The organism is Aquabacterium sp., assembly GCF_004297345.1.
Lineage (GTDB): Bacteria > Pseudomonadota > Gammaproteobacteria > Burkholderiales > Burkholderiaceae_C > Aquabacterium.
On record NZ_SCTN01000550.1, the window covers coordinates 1 to 13,895 of the forward strand.

The following is a 13,895-nucleotide window of genomic DNA, read 5'->3' on the forward strand; positions in this document are numbered from 1 at the left end:
TGCAGCCCCAGCCAATGAGGCGTAGCTGCCGAGTTGTGAACGGGTGTGATCCTGCTCAACCTTTGCGAGGTACACGGCATTCGTACCAGCGGCACGGCGCTCATCGTTGTAGCGCTTCTGCTCACTGATGAGCTTCGCGAACCCACCGACGAAGTTGCCCAGCGACTGACTGGCCTTGTCAAAGCCAGCAGCCATGTTCCCGCCGATGTCCTCGTTGAGGCGAGACCCCAAGAAGGCCGCATCAGCCTTCTCCCGAATGCCAGCCTTCGCGGCAGACAGTCGGCTTTGCACCAGGTCGTACTGCTTTTGCAGCTCATCAGCCGCTGAGGCATCGGACGGCTTGCCAGACCCCCGTAGCATGTCGATCTGATTTTGCAGCGTCGTAGACAACCTGGCAGCGCTACGCTCAATGGCCTGCACACTGATCTCAGCCTCGGCCCGCGCACGGTCAAGCGGATTGACGATCATCGACGCGATGCCCGCCGCCGCCTGGTCAGCCAGGTGCAGGCTCATGTCACTGGCTTGTTGCCATGACTGAGCCCACTCCTTGGCGGTCTTGCGCGACTCTTCCAAAGCCCGTGCTTCACGCCCGGCCTGCAGCTCCAAAGGGACACGACGAGCATCTGACTCAGTGCTGGCCAGCTCGCCGCGCAAGCCAACGAGCTTCGCCTGCTGATTGATACGGCCGGCGTCATCCTTGGGAGAGAACTTTTCCTCCAGCGAGATCTCCTGCCGCAACAGGTTCTCTTTTTCAACCAAGCGCTTACGGTCTATCGCAGCCTTCTGATCGGCGTAATCCTCCTCACTCAACAGGCCCTTCGCCCGAGCCAATGCAAGTCGCTTCTCCTCGTCCTCAACAAGACTGAGGCGCATGGTGCTTGCAGCCTTGAACTGCGCCATCTGCAGCGCCAATTGGGCTTGGTTGGCAGCCTCTGCGCCCTTGTCGGCATACTGCTCGCGGATCGACTTCTCCTGCGCTGCAATCAAGGCAGGGTCCAGGAGATTGCTCCCTGGATTGACCAGCCGAACAGCATCAAGGCGACGGTGATAGGCCGTCAACTCCTCTTCAACACGGCGACCGCCAATGGTCAAGGCCTTGCGCTGCTCCTCCAGCACCTTGGTTGCCTCAACGCCGGCGTTCTCGGCGTCCTGACGGTTCTTCGCTGTAGCGGCTGCAGCCGCATCGCGCAGGCCCTTCTCCTTCAGCCGCGAGATATACAGCTCAAGATCCTTCTCAGGCTGGCTCTTCTGCGATGAGCCGAACACGGCCTGGTTGAACTCCCGCAGCGCACGCATGCTCTCAAGCTTGCTCTGGGCCTGCTTGAGAAGCTCGTCATCGGTGCTTTGGCGACCGACACCCAGCATCGCATCCCATGCGTACTTAGCCGCACCAGTAACGCCACGCCATGCAGACTCGATGTAACCCAGATTGGCCGTTACCGCCTTTGCCCGCTCCCCCAGCATGTCGGAGTAGGTGCGCTGCGCCAGGGAGGCCGCATCATCCGCCTTGCCCTGTTCCTGCAGGGCCTGGATCTGTTGATAGGTCGAAGCCGTCAGGAAGTTGTACTTCTCGTTAAGCTTCACGATGGTGTCGGATGGGTCCTTGCCCAGCGACTTGAAGTCTTCCACCAGCTTGTCAACGGCAACACCTGTTGCCTGGCTGAAAGAGACGATGGATGCGCCTGCGCCCTGCAGCTCCTCCCGGCTCACGCGGCCAGTACCGACCAACATGGCCAAGACCTCAGCGGCCTTGCCCTGAGTCCCCACCACCGCAGAAACGCCCGCAGCCATACCGTTGAGCTGGCTTGTCGTGACCCCGGCGGCATTGCCAGTGAGGATCACTTGCTTCTGAAACTCGACTGTCTCAGCTTGCCCCTGCAGAAACGCATAGGCCAACACACCCGCACCACCGGCGGCCAATGTCATCGGATTGACCAGGCTGAGCATGTAGGAGCCCAAAGCCTGCACAGCAGGGCCGATGCCACCGAACATGTCCTTGAGCTGCCCACCCTGCTGCAGCAGCACCGTCATCACCGGCTGGCCACCTTGCAAGCTGGTGACGATGTCGGTCAACTGCGCAGGCACACCGCGCAGTGCAGCGGCTGTTTGAGCAGCCGAGACGCCCATGCGTGCATTCGAGTTTGATGCCGCATCCTGCAGGCGCCGGGCCTCCTCCAACTGCTGGAGGTAGGGCCGAAGCAGATCCACGCTCACGCCGCGCTGTGACGCGATGGCCTCAAAGTACTTCGCAGTCCCACGCTCGCCAGCCTGGTATGCAGCAGTCGTGCGCTGAACGCTGTTGATGATCGAACGCGTTGCAGCATCTACCTTCTGTGCAGATGCACCTCCGCCCGACCCAATGGAATCCATGCCCTTGGCAGCAGTCTGGCCAGCAGAAGAAACGGCCTGAGCCATGTCCTTGGCGCCAGCCTTGATCTCCTCAAAGCCTTCCCGGGCCTTGGATCCATCCACAGCGAAACCAAGCTGAACTTTCCGCTCATCAGTAGACATAGGTCACCCGCAAATTGAAAAGGCCACCCGTAGGTGGCCTAGAACCTCTTACTCATCGCCCCGATCGCCGCCACCTCCATGACCTGAAGGTCATCGAAGAGCGGACCTCGCTCATCAGGCGGAATGCCCCGGAACTCCATCAACGCGAACACGGATGGATAGTCCAGTCCGGTAGGACCGCCAACGCCTACGCGCCACTGTGTTTGCACATCCCGGAGCAGTCTGAAGGCTGCCCAGTTGTCAGGCCACACCTCAACGTCATCCATCGCATAGTCGGACGGAAGGAAGCCCGCCTTAGAGGCTTCCTCGGGCGTGGGAAGGCGCTCATAGAACGCCTCCGCAGCCAGGGTCAGTTTCCCAGGCGACCTTCTGTGCAGGCCAGACCATAGGCCTGGCTCATAGCGATCACCGCCGCCGGCAGCTCACGAGCCAACTGCTCGAACGTCTCAACCGACACCGGGAAGTCCAGATCCCACGCGACGACGCAACCCATGAGGTACTGCGCATTGCCTGCACCGACTTGCTTGTACATCAACGCGTGGTCAAGCTTGCCGTCCTTGATAGCGCTGACCGCGTCGCCCAGGTTGAGCATGCTGTTCTGGAATGCACCGAACTCCTCACGGTCGCGGTACTTGTACGTGACATTGACCACGCCCTCTTCTCCGGTTGGCAGCTTGAACTTGACGGGGAACGGGACAAACGTTTCGGGCTTCTTGCCGAGAGTGATTTTCGCCATGATGATTAACTTTCGCAGGGTTGAAGTAACGCCCGTGCCCAGCTCTGCCGCCCTGCGAAGAGCGAACAGAGCCGGGTCGGTGCAAGGGAGCGTCTTACGACGCGTAACGGACGAGCTTGCTGGTGCCGTTGAAGGAGGCCTTGACCTTCATCACCTGAGCGTCCTGGACGCTCGGGGCCTCGTTCAGGGCCACGGTGCAGCCTTGCAGGACGATGGCACCCGAGCGAACCACCATCTTCATGATGGTGTTGGTCTGCACATCGGTGAGCGACTTCAGCGCGGCATAGCCTGGAGTAGAGATCGAGTCAGCATCGATGTCCAACTGATACGAGGTGGCGGAGAAGCCATCGTTGATCGACTGGTTCACATCGGACTCGATGTACTTGTAGTCCACCGTCTTCGGATCACCGCCGCTGGATGACACACCCAACACCTGAGTGATCTGGGTGAAGGCACTGACCTTGCGCACCGAGCCAACGCCGGTACCAGGCGGGAAGAACTGAGTGTTGGTCGTATCGCAACCTTCCAGCTTGAAGGTATCAGCGGTCGCGTTCTTCACACGGAAGGGGCGCAAATGCAGACGCCCCCAACCGCTGGAGACCTCCAGGATGTCGCCATCGACATAGCCATGGCCAACGATGCCAACCACCGCCTCGGCGGCGTTGGAGACAGACGCGGTAGGCTTGGATGCAGCGAATGCGGACGCGATGTAGAACGCGGTCCCCGTGGGTACTGATGCCATATAAGGGCCTTTCTGACGAAAAAAAGCCGCATGAATGCGGCAGGTGACGCCCGAACTGGGCAAGAAAAAGGCCCGTCTGATCGCTCAAACGGGCCTGTGCTTGGAAACGTGCTGGTGATGGACTATCTGTCCCACCAGATAGAGAAGTCCTGATGCGTACCGCGACGGTCGGGGAAGTCGCTGGCTGCAGAGACAAAGGCGCCGAGAGGCTCAGCCTTCATCGTCGCGACCAGATCGGCCTCAAGCTGCAGCGCCAGGCTGATAGCGCCCGCTCGCGTGGCATCCCAAACAGCGATCTGCATGTGAGCGTTGCGCTTGTCTGGCATGGTCCCCTCAACATAAGCGAGAGCATCGCCACCGACTTGCTGGTAGATCACATAGGGCGTTTCGGTGCCAAACGGCGCCTCATCCGGGAAGACTCTGGCGCAGCGCACTTTGATCAATTCGACCAGGGTGGATTCGAGGCTCATGACTTCGTGTCCAGACGTCTGTACAACTCGGCCTTAGCAGCCGCGATAGCCGCTGGCATGGCAGCCTGAGCGGGCCTGATGAAGGGATGCGCGGCCACGTGTTTCGGCTCAGCAAGCGGTCTGTCCTTGTGAGTCGTGAACCGCCGGGTTACCGGATCGTAGGTGATCTCATACCGCTGCAGATGACCGTACTCAACTAGATGGCCATGAGGGGCCTTACGGGCGTTCCAGCTCACGTGGTACGTGGCCAGGAAATCGTTTGACTTGTCCTCGCTGAACACCTGGTAGATGCTGCGCTGCAGGTTGCCAGTGACACGACCGATAGACGCTACGTTGCGCACAACTGCCTCATAGAGCACTTGAGCACCTGCCTGAGCCGCCGGACGAATCGAAGCCTCCACAGCGTCTGCCTGTTGGTCAATGAAGGCCTCCAGATCAGACAAGTCAACCTCGGCACTAAAGCTCATTGAATCACCACGCAAATCAGATCGACGTACTCGCGACGCTTCATGTCTGGAGCAATCGCCTTGACGTCGTATGCAGTCGCCTTGTACGTAAACCGCCATCCGGACAATACGTCCTCTCGATAGCGGATGCGTACAGACGCCTGCACTTCAGACGACTTTGCCCCGGCCTTGATAGACGCGAGCCCGCTCATGTGGCGGATGTTTGCCCATACCGGAGCGACCTCTACCCAGCCTATGGAAGGCTGGCCCAGCGCGTCCTCGGTAGAGACCGGCTTTAGCAGCCGGCCCCTGCGGTTAAAGTCCGACGTCTTCATCTGCACCCCATCTAGGCTCGCCCTTCGGAATTAAGGGCACTACTCGACAGGGTTGTGACCTGTCGCATTCAAAAGGAACCGAGCCCGCAGAACGCCCTTTGCATGATTGCCACCAGCGCTCAAGTGAAGGGTTGTTCCATCCCCTCCAAAGATGTGTGTTGCGCTATATGCAGCGTATGGCGTCAGGCGCTTGTACACGTCGTGGAACTGGCTACCCGTTTCAGAAGTAACCTGGCGCGCAGCCTGCACATAGGCATTCGATACCGTACCTTGGTTACCAGTTCCAACTGCATGCGGACTAGCAATGACCGTCTCAGTTCCAGCGGCGGCAACTTCCTTGACGATAGACCTGAGGGCATCAGAGAAGGCCGATACGCCAGCCAAGCCATCGCCGTAGCTGTTCAGCGTCATATCGAACCAGCAGGCATCCAGACCCAACTGAGCCAGGACTGCACCACCACGCCACTCGTTGGTGTTCTTCACTGCGCCGGTCGCGCTTGTCAGCTTGTCGCCGTACTGACCAAACGACATGATGTTGACGCGTGGGATCTGCGAATCGTAGAAGGTCGCACCGATGATCCAGACGTCACCAGAGGCACAGAGGATCTGGCATTCACCAGATCCACGTGTCAACGACACAGTTGCCACCTTCACCTTAAAGGTTCCATCTGTCGTGATCGTGGAGGCCACACTGCCGCCGCCGGGATTGCTGACTGTGATACTGCCGGTTGTGCGGTCACAGTACACGACACGCACCGTGTCATAGATGATGTTTCGAGTTGGCTCGCACGGATATGTCGGTGTAAACCCAACACCAAGACCAACACCGTTCGCGCGACCCATGACCCCACCGAGTGAGGTCTGCTGTCCATTCGGGTAGTGCGATGCGCCTGCGATCCAGCGAAACCGACTGTCAAAGTCGCTGAACTGCATGTTGGGCGGGAAGGCCTGGATGAAGCCCTCCCCAAAGAACGAATTGTCAGCAGCAGGAATGCCGACGCTCGCCAAGTAGGCAGCCATCTGTGCAGATGGACGCCCTGCCGCCGCACCGATCAAGCCCTTGACACCAGTGCCGGCGCCTGTGCCCAGCTCGGTGCTGTCACCGAACCCGCCCACGAACGCCTGCGCGAGTCCAGCCAGGACCATTGCGATGGCCTGGCTAGTCTTCGGCATAGCGCCAGACTTTGCGCTGTAGTTTGGCCGATGGACAACCTGAGTCGCACCGGCAGCGATGGCTGCTGCAACGACAGCAGGCGTGTCGTCAACCAGCATGCGGGACTTCAGCCAGGTAACGATCTCCGCAGGAAAGTTGACAACCAAACCAGGGGCGTAATTCGAACGCTCCAGGCTATCGACGGATTGAATGACCAAGGCTTGAGGCATGGTGCGTCCTTCTTAGATTGATTGATACAGGTAATCTGCGATAAGGCCATCGAACAACGAGTTGACCTTGAATTCCGCTTCACCGCCGCTCTCACGGTTCTGCATGAAAGATGCGATATGAGCCAGCATCCAGTGCTTGACGCACGCCGGCACATCGTCAGCGGTGTCGCCAAAGCCCGCCGTGTAGCGCACGCGCAAAGCTGCTGGATGACACTTCATTGAAGGAAGCGTATCCAGACGGTGCAACACACCCCGAACAGATCCGGAATGGACGTAGTACAGGGATGCCAGCAGGATCTGAGACGCTCCGGCCAAGTCGAGATAGGTGACGCTGGACACCTCTTTGACAGGACCGAACGCAAGATCAAGGCGACCAGAGCACGGCCACTCTGCATGCGCATCCTCCATCACCGTTGAAAGCAACTTGCAACGGGTGTACTGCTCGAACATGGAGCTGACACTCGGGATGAGGACTTGCTCAACGTATGAACGCTCAGCATCGTCATCAAGTCGGCATTGCTGGGCGACTTCATCGAAAGTGAGGACGGATCCAGTCGAAGGCGTTATGACGATGCTGGGCACTTCACACCTCTTTGGCCGTTGCGCCTGGACGAGCAATGCGTGCGGCGGTCACCGCATCTGGATGATCATCAACGTCACCCGACAGCACCATCGCGGCAATGCGGCTCTTTGCACCAACGACAAGATCACCAACGACCTGCCCTTCCGCCGCGTACAGCCGAACCGCGGTCACTCGGGGCTCAGCGGCCAGCTCGGCAGCAGCTTGCTCAGCAGCGGCCTGCTCAGCAGCAGCCTTCTCAGCAGCGGCCTTCTCAGCAGCAGCTTGCTCAGCAGCGGCCTTCTCGGCAGCGGCCTTCTCAGCAGCAGCTTGCTCAGCAGCGGCCTTCTCGGCAGCGGCCTTCTCGACAGCGGCCTGCTCAGCAGCAGCCTGATCGGTGCTCATCGAATCGGTTGGTAGCTGGCCGGAACCTTGGTCGGCACCGGCTTCTGAAGAGGAACCGGCATCCGCCGATCCTTTGGGTTTTGCTGTAGCCATAGCATTCGCGCTCCTATACGCAAAAATTGAACAAGGAGCCGAGTCCTCCTGTGACTCGGCTCATTCAGCCATCAGGTGGCCGAGTTCTGGTAGGCCTTCGCCGCACCGCCCACGTCAGTCCAGTTGCCACCGGAGCGCATCCAGGCCAGGAAGCCGACCTGACCCTTCTTGGCATAGGCCGAGTCGGTGAAGCGGAACAGGGTGATGTCCATCGCGTCGCGGATCTTGTAGTACGTGAAGTCACCGTAAGCCAGTGACTTCGCCGAGGCCGCCATCACGGGCATATCGTTGTTGATCACGACCGGACGACCCAACAGCTCATCGGGAGAGCCCTTGGTGATGCCGTACTCATAGCCCGGTGTCCAGATTGGGCGACCCGTGGTGTCCTTGATCTTGCGAATGATCCGGCGAGACTGCTGATGCATCATCCAGTTCAGGGCGCCGCCATCAGCGTAGCCATCATCAATGGACTCCTGCAGGTCAACCAGGTCGTCGTAGATGATGGAAGTGGTCTGGCCGGTCGTACCTTGCTTGCCAATGCCGATGGCCGTCACCAGGCCACGAGGCTCATTGGTACCTGTGCCAACCGTGAACTTGGTGTTCTGGATGCGGCCCAGGCGGGTGCGCAGACGGGCTTGCACGAACGCCATGATGTCCACTTCACTGTCCTGCAGCAGCTCGATGGGCACGGTGATGACCTTGCTGGAGAACTTGTAGACAGGCAGACCAACGGTACCGAACGAGGTGTCAGCATCAGTGGCAGTGGTGTTCTCACCAATGATTTCACCCGTTTCAGCGGTGCCATCAGAAGTGGAGTACTGCATGGCGTTGCCTTGCGAAGTAGCGAACACTTCAGCGACGCGACGCATACCACCGAAGGTCTTGATCGCCTCGATGATCTGCTTGGCAGTCGTCGTCTGAACCGTGTAGCCACCCTCAGACGGCGTCGTGGTGCTCATCGTGTTGCGGATGTGCGCCCACTCTTCGTCGGAGATGGCGTTCTCGCCGCGACGCATCCACTTATCCATGATGGCGCGGCTGCGATCTTCGGGGCCCTTTTCCTGCTTGTCAGCAGGCTTGATGATGTTCTGAGCCTCGCGGTCGATTTCCTTCTGGTGCGCGTCGATCTGCTTGTTCAGCAGTTCGATCTCATCACCGACGGCGTCATAAGCGGCCTGGTCTTCCTTCGTCCAGGTGCGATCGCCCTTGTCGGCCAGTTGCTTGCGAGCTTGAGTAACCAACGCGTTCTTGCGCTCGCGCAGTGCTTGAATGCTCATGTGATTTCCTTTCAATGGAGCATGAAAAAGCCCGCCGGTGTTGCCACGGGCGGGCGGGGTTCGCTGATGCGGCGAGCGCCTCAGGCGATTTCGAGAAGGCGCAGTCGTCTCTCGTTGGCTGCGCGTACTTCGGCGTAGTCCTTCTCCGGCGGTGCAGACGCCTGTACAAGCGCCGCAGGAGCCTTGTCATAGGCCGCAAGGTTCCAACGGCGCTGCTGGCCCGACAGACCTGCCTTGTTCGCAGCCGCAGGAGCAGGGTCTGCCTTCGCGTCAATGCGATCAGCGAAGCCGTTGGAAACCGCCTCTTCTGCGGAGAACCACGTTTCGGCATCCATCCAGGCAACCATGTCGGCCAGGGTCTTGCCCTTGCGATTGGTATTGACATAGTCCCCGGCGATGGCCTGATCGATCTTGCCCAACAGACCAGCCATGTCCGTCATATCAGCCTTGTTGCCCCAGACGATGGACCAACTGTTGTGGATCATGAAGAAGCTACCCTCTCCCATCACCACCTCACCACACGCAGCCGCGATGGTCGTTGCAGCGCTCGCGGCCAAGCCATCCACGTAAGCGATGGTCTTGCCCTTGTGGCCACGAATGGCAGACGCCATGGCGCGACCATCGAACACGTCACCACCTGGACTGTTGATCCGTACATTCAGCGTCACGCTCGGATCAAGAGCAGCGATCTCCTTGACGACCGACTCTGCACCGATACCCCAGTAGGGATCGATCACATCGTAGATGTACAGGGTTGCCTCGCTCGCGGCATCGTTTCTCACCAGGTTGAGCGGCTGGCTTTCCCTGGACGCGTTGTCTCGCAGTAGCTGCTGCAGTTTCATGCGCTTCACGTTTGCTCTCCTCGCCATGGATCTGGCGGTGTTGGTTCATTGGGATCGGGCTGACTTCGACCAGTTCCGGAAGGCGATGTGGACTTGTCCGGTGGCCAATAAGGCTTGTCGTACTTTGGATCGTCGATAGGCGGCAAGTGCTTACTTCGACGCACCTCGTTGACCGACTTGCAGCCGGGACCAGAACCAGGACCGCCAAGCGCAGCCTTGTCCGCATCAGCCTGTGCCTTGCTATCTCCAGCCATCAGGGCATCACGATCGAACTCGACAAAGTACTTTGCGGTCCGGAACAGCTTGCGGTTCAACTCCTGCTCCATCCGGACCAGATGCGGCTGCAGGGTGTAGGTGACGAAGGCCCGCCCCATCGACTCAATACCACTACCCCAACTGGTACTGGCGGAGGTCTCGCCAATCATGTGAGGTGGAACACCAAAGGCGCGGCAGATGTCAATGGCGCTGTACCGCTTGGCATCCATGAGCTGGACATCCTCAGGGCTCATCGTCACAGTGCGCGCCTTGAGCCCCTCAGTGAGGATCAGCGGCTTGGTATGCGCGTTGCGCATGCCGCTGTACTTCTCAGCGAATGTGCGCTGCATCGTGAGAAGCAGCTCGTCATTGATCTTCTTGTCCGTTTCGAGAACCATCGAGTGATGAGCGCCGCCCGCGAATACTCGACCGCTGTACTCATCCATGGCCAAGGCATTGCCAATCGATTGTTTGGCAGCCTTGCTGATCACACTCGGTGATCTCTCACCGTCGAAGCCAAACCCGGCGAAGTGGAACATGTCATCTTGCTCAACACCACGGGTCCCGTAACCGTCCGAGACTGCATAGATCAAGCGGCCATTGTCCCGGCGCTTCGGTGTTACCGCCTCCCACTTGTGGGGTATGAACTCACTGAACTTGCCAGATGGCTTACGGCGTATCTCAGTAAAGCCATCACCCCTCAGAAGGAAGGACTCAACACCGTGCTCCCAGTGACTCGCTGCAGTGTAAGCAGGGCATGGGCTCTCGTTGAGCATCCACCACAGGTCAATGTCATCGACTGGTCGCCGCTGGTACAACTGGCCATCCCACACGCGCTCATAGATCCGAAGAGGCATCGTGCTGATTCCGCCCGCGATCTTGGTCACGCACGCGTACACGGTGGCAACCCGCTGAGCGGTCTCCGCCGTCACGGCCATCCCGGATGCAGACGTCTGCACTCCAAAGAACTCAACGACCCTTGGATCCGAACTGAGTACGGTTGTCTCGTTCGAGATGGGATTCGCCGAGGATGACTCGACGGCCCATGGCAGAGGCGGTATGTCGCTCAGCGCATAGGCGACAGCTCCGCCACTGGACAGTTCAGTGTTGCTCATATTTCCACAATGCCTTGCTTGATCGCCTCTTCCGAGTCGACCGCCACTGCTCTGCTGAGCGCCATTACCGAAGCAACGATCCCATCGATGCGGCCGTTCAGCTTCGACTTCTTCTTGTCTGGCCTGAAGTTGCCATTGCTGTCGAACAGCAAGGCCACGTTCCTGGCGCAGTACCTGAGGACTGGATGCCCACCGTGCTGGACGGTATGCGAGTACACAAGCTCCTCCAGCTTCTTGGATCCTGGATACATACCGCCCGTGTTCTGCGGAACCTCTACCAGCGGAACATCCATGTCGATCAGCTCGTTCGCGAGCTGCTGTGCGTTCCAACGGTCAAAGCCCAGCTCGACCAGGTCGAATTCCTGCATCACGTCCAGGATCTTTTGCTTCACTGGAGCGTAGTCAGTCACATTGCCTGGCGTACCCGTCAAGAAGCCTTCTGTCTGCCACCGCTTGTACGGTGCAGCATCGTCATGCTCTTGCGTTTCGATCTTCTCTTGAGGGCACCAGAACCACACCAAGAGAACCCAGTCATCGTCATCGCCCTCAGGAGGAAAGGCCAGGGCCAACGCAGTCAGATCTCGCGTGGAGGCTAAGTCCAGGCCGCCGTAGCATCTCCGGCCACGCAGGCGAGCCAGAACGTCAGGCGTGAACGGCTGGCGCCCACACTTGTCCCACACCGTGATGTCGAACCAGCCGTCTGCGCTGTTGACCCACCTGTTCAGGTCCTTGGTGAGGAAGTTGACCAACGCGCTTGGAAGCGCCGCAGCCTTGCGGGCCATGGTCCGCATGTAGTCCAAGGTCTTCGACCTGCCAAGACCCGGATTCGCCTTGATCCACACCCGCTCATCAAACGGGTCATCATCATCGTCCAGCGTGTAGACGTAGCCAAAGAACGTATCGTCATCCCGCACACCCTCCAGCACTGAGATCAGGTAGTTCCTGGTCTCCATGCAGATGCCGTCCAGGATGAAGCCTGCCGTCGTGATCGCAGACATCAGAGGCTGAGCACGAGCACCCAGCGCAGTCTCCATCACGTCCCACACGTCGCGTGACTTCTGAGCGTGCAGCTCGTCAAACAGGATCGCAGAAGGATTCAGGCCGTCGAGGTTGTCGGCGTTCGATGGGATCGGCGCAAACACCGAGTTGCCCATCGTCACCCGCTCCTGGTTCATGCCCTCGTAGATCTTGAACGAGCGTTTCATGCCGGGGCTGCGACGAGCCCAGCGCTTGATGTTGTCAAACGCTGGCTTGAACACAGTCATCGCCTGTGATCGCGTCGTAGCGACCGCGTAGACCTCGGCGCCGGCCTCGCCATCCATCGAGAACAGGTATCCGCCCTGAGGTCCCTTCCAGGTGCTCTTGCCGTTCTTACGTGCCACCTCCTCATAGCCGCGAGAGAACCTCCGCAACCCGTCCTCAGCCCGACGCCACCCGTACAGGACAGCGGTCCAGAACTTCTGCCATGGATCCAGCAGGATCGGCTTGTTCGCCAGCGGCCCCTTGATGTGGACATAGAACCGCTCGATGTAGCTGATCACGTGCCAGGCATGCGCAGGCGAGAACACCAGCCCGCGTTCAGCTCCGGACTCAAGGTCCTCGTAGTGGCGCAGGACAGCCAGGAACGTGAGCCGGCCTACGACCACTTGCCCGCGCAGCACTGGAAGGCCGTAGTCGGTATCCCAGACCTCAGGATGAGCTGGAGTCAGTTCAGCAAGCCGGCGTTTGGAGATCCTCGGGCGTGATTTACCAGCTCGTCGAAGAGATCGTCTTGCGGGTTTTCTTCGCCCATGTCCTTTCGGATCTTCGCCAGCGTCGTGAGGTCCATGCCCGCCCTCGGCATCAGATCCAGCAATGTTCTGATGCATCGTCCCTCATCCTCTGCCCATGGCGCCAGCGATGTCCAGCCAGACTTCGCTGTCTGATAGCGGCCCTGCTCCTGGCACTTCTTCCGTGCACCACACAGGGCGATCCATGTCTGAGCGATCATCACCAGGATCACGCCCAGCGTGAGGTGCTCCAACTTGGCTTCGCGCAGCACAGCGCACGTGTAGTCGTACATCCGACGCTCTTGCGTCGTCAGGTTGGCCCCAGGTGGAGGAAGCGGGGAACGCATGCCTCCAACCTGTGCCTGAGTCGAAACCTCATCACCGCCTGGCGGAGGTTGCTCTGCTTGATCAGATTGGCTCATGTTCGTCTTTCTGGCCGTCAGGGTTCAAAAACGCTGATTCGGCCCCGTTATGGGCGCCATGAGGGCATGGCTTTAACCCCCCCCCTATCCCCAAAGTGGCCGCCATAAAAGTAAGGGGAACCGGTCGGTCCGGAGGGCCGAACGCCTGGACTTTTGACCCGCCCCCACCCCTCAACCCATGCAGGAAGGGGGCGCCAAGGCCGATGGAAGGCCCATGGCGGGCTCAGCGTGCACCGCCGCGACTGCGCGCACGCCTGTTCTCCTCAGCCGTCTTGCGCACGTGGCACGGTTTACAGATGGCCTCAAGGTTGTTGTCATCATCGGTGCCGCCCTCGGCCTTGCACACGATGTGGTCAACGGCGTAGGCCAAGGTGACATGACCACGCCGGGAACACTCCTGGCACAGGCCTGCATCGCGCTCCATGATCCGCTTGCGGATCTTGTCCCACTCGCTGCCATAGCCACGCTCATGCCTGGAGCCTCGCCGCTTGTCGGCGAACGTGCCCTCACGTCTCTTGTGCTTCTCACACCGACT

At 59.6% G+C, this 13,895-nt stretch carries 16 protein-coding genes; all 16 read right to left on the reverse strand.

Annotation, left to right across the window (positions count from 1 at the left end; all coding sequences use genetic code 11):
- Positions 1 to 2,472 (reverse strand): phage tail length tape measure family protein (locus EPO09_RS21140; RefSeq protein ID WP_290646403.1); only part of this gene is annotated, 2,472 nt, incomplete at its 3' end.
- A gap of 77 nt (positions 2,473 to 2,549) precedes the next feature.
- Positions 2,550 to 2,888: a DUF1799 domain-containing protein gene (locus EPO09_RS22355; RefSeq protein ID WP_367200098.1), complete on the reverse strand. Its 339-nt coding sequence runs from the start codon at positions 2,886 to 2,888 to the stop codon at positions 2,550 to 2,552.
- Positions 2,861 to 3,247, reverse strand: coding sequence for a phage tail assembly chaperone (locus tag EPO09_RS21145; protein WP_290646405.1), 387 nt, complete (start codon positions 3,245 to 3,247; stop codon positions 2,861 to 2,863). The genes EPO09_RS22355 and EPO09_RS21145 overlap by 28 nt, the downstream gene beginning before the upstream one ends.
- A gap of 94 nt (positions 3,248 to 3,341) precedes the next feature.
- The gene (locus EPO09_RS21150) at positions 3,342 to 3,989 is read right to left on the reverse strand and encodes a phage tail tube protein (protein ID WP_290646407.1); all 648 of its coding nucleotides are present in this window, start codon (positions 3,987 to 3,989) and stop codon (positions 3,342 to 3,344) included.
- Positions 3,990 to 4,111: 122 nt separating this feature from the next.
- Positions 4,112 to 4,459 (reverse strand): DUF3168 domain-containing protein, encoded by a 348-nt coding sequence (locus EPO09_RS21155; protein WP_290646409.1) that lies wholly within the window; start codon positions 4,457 to 4,459, stop codon positions 4,112 to 4,114.
- Positions 4,456 to 4,926 (reverse strand): HK97 gp10 family phage protein, encoded by a 471-nt coding sequence (locus EPO09_RS21160; protein WP_290646411.1) that lies wholly within the window; start codon positions 4,924 to 4,926, stop codon positions 4,456 to 4,458. The genes EPO09_RS21155 and EPO09_RS21160 overlap by 4 nt, the downstream gene beginning before the upstream one ends.
- The gene (locus tag EPO09_RS21165) at positions 4,923 to 5,240 is read right to left on the reverse strand and encodes a phage head closure protein (RefSeq protein ID WP_290646413.1); all 318 of its coding nucleotides are present in this window, start codon (positions 5,238 to 5,240) and stop codon (positions 4,923 to 4,925) included. Before EPO09_RS21165 ends, EPO09_RS21160 begins: the two co-directional genes overlap by 4 nt.
- Before the next feature lie 39 nt (positions 5,241 to 5,279).
- Positions 5,280 to 6,623 (reverse strand): hypothetical protein, encoded by a 1,344-nt coding sequence (locus EPO09_RS21170; protein WP_290646415.1) that lies wholly within the window; start codon positions 6,621 to 6,623, stop codon positions 5,280 to 5,282.
- 12 nt (positions 6,624 to 6,635) lie between these two features.
- Positions 6,636 to 7,205, reverse strand: coding sequence for a hypothetical protein (locus EPO09_RS21175; protein WP_290646417.1), 570 nt, complete (start codon positions 7,203 to 7,205; stop codon positions 6,636 to 6,638).
- 1 nt (position 7,206) lies between these two features.
- Positions 7,207 to 7,680, reverse strand: a complete 474-nt coding sequence (locus EPO09_RS21180; RefSeq protein ID WP_290646419.1) for a hypothetical protein — start codon at positions 7,678 to 7,680, stop codon at positions 7,207 to 7,209.
- Positions 7,681 to 7,751: 71 nt separating this feature from the next.
- Complete coding sequence (locus tag EPO09_RS21185) at positions 7,752 to 8,957, reverse strand: phage major capsid protein (protein WP_290646421.1); 1,206 nt, start codon at positions 8,955 to 8,957, stop codon at positions 7,752 to 7,754.
- Between the two features lie 80 nt (positions 8,958 to 9,037).
- Positions 9,038 to 9,799: a head maturation protease, ClpP-related gene (locus EPO09_RS21190; RefSeq protein ID WP_290646429.1), complete on the reverse strand. Its 762-nt coding sequence runs from the start codon at positions 9,797 to 9,799 to the stop codon at positions 9,038 to 9,040.
- Between the two features lie 5 nt (positions 9,800 to 9,804).
- A complete protein-coding gene (locus tag EPO09_RS21195; RefSeq protein WP_290646423.1) occupies positions 9,805 to 11,169 on the reverse strand; it encodes a phage portal protein in 1,365 nt (454 codons plus the stop codon).
- Positions 11,166 to 12,830, reverse strand: a complete 1,665-nt coding sequence (locus tag EPO09_RS21200; RefSeq protein ID WP_290646431.1) for a terminase TerL endonuclease subunit — start codon at positions 12,828 to 12,830, stop codon at positions 11,166 to 11,168. The genes EPO09_RS21195 and EPO09_RS21200 overlap by 4 nt, the downstream gene beginning before the upstream one ends.
- Positions 12,831 to 12,874: 44 nt before the next feature.
- Positions 12,875 to 13,210 carry a hypothetical protein gene (locus EPO09_RS21205; RefSeq protein WP_290646425.1) on the reverse strand — a complete coding sequence of 112 codons (336 nt, stop codon included), beginning with the start codon at positions 13,208 to 13,210 and terminating at the stop codon, positions 12,875 to 12,877.
- 373 nt (positions 13,211 to 13,583) lie between these two features.
- The coding region (locus tag EPO09_RS21210) for an HNH endonuclease signature motif containing protein (RefSeq protein WP_290646427.1) at positions 13,584 to 13,895 on the reverse strand (312 nt) is incomplete at its 5' end.

Bases quoted from the DNA above. Each gene is read 5' to 3' on its own strand.
- EPO09_RS21170 (WP_290646415.1), bottom strand. From the start codon at position 6,623: ATGCCTCAAGCCTTGGTCATTCAATCCGTCGATAGCCTGGAGCGTTCG.
- EPO09_RS21185 (WP_290646421.1), bottom strand. From the start codon at position 8,957: ATGAGCATTCAAGCACTGCGCGAGCGCAAGAACGCGTTGGTTACTCAA.
- EPO09_RS21145 (WP_290646405.1), bottom strand. From the start codon at position 3,247: ATGGCGAAAATCACTCTCGGCAAGAAGCCCGAAACGTTTGTCCCGTTC.
- EPO09_RS21165 (WP_290646413.1), bottom strand. From the start codon at position 5,240: ATGAAGACGTCGGACTTTAACCGCAGGGGCCGGCTGCTAAAGCCGGTC.
- EPO09_RS21160 (WP_290646411.1), bottom strand. From the start codon at position 4,926: ATGAGCTTTAGTGCCGAGGTTGACTTGTCTGATCTGGAGGCCTTCATT.
- EPO09_RS21180 (WP_290646419.1), bottom strand. From the start codon at position 7,680: ATGGCTACAGCAAAACCCAAAGGATCGGCGGATGCCGGTTCCTCTTCA.
- EPO09_RS21190 (WP_290646429.1), bottom strand. From the start codon at position 9,799: ATGAAACTGCAGCAGCTACTGCGAGACAACGCGTCCAGGGAAAGCCAG.
- EPO09_RS21150 (WP_290646407.1), bottom strand. From the start codon at position 3,989: ATGGCATCAGTACCCACGGGGACCGCGTTCTACATCGCGTCCGCATTC.
- EPO09_RS21155 (WP_290646409.1), bottom strand. From the start codon at position 4,459: ATGAGCCTCGAATCCACCCTGGTCGAATTGATCAAAGTGCGCTGCGCC.
- EPO09_RS21195 (WP_290646423.1), bottom strand. From the start codon at position 11,169: ATGAGCAACACTGAACTGTCCAGTGGCGGAGCTGTCGCCTATGCGCTG.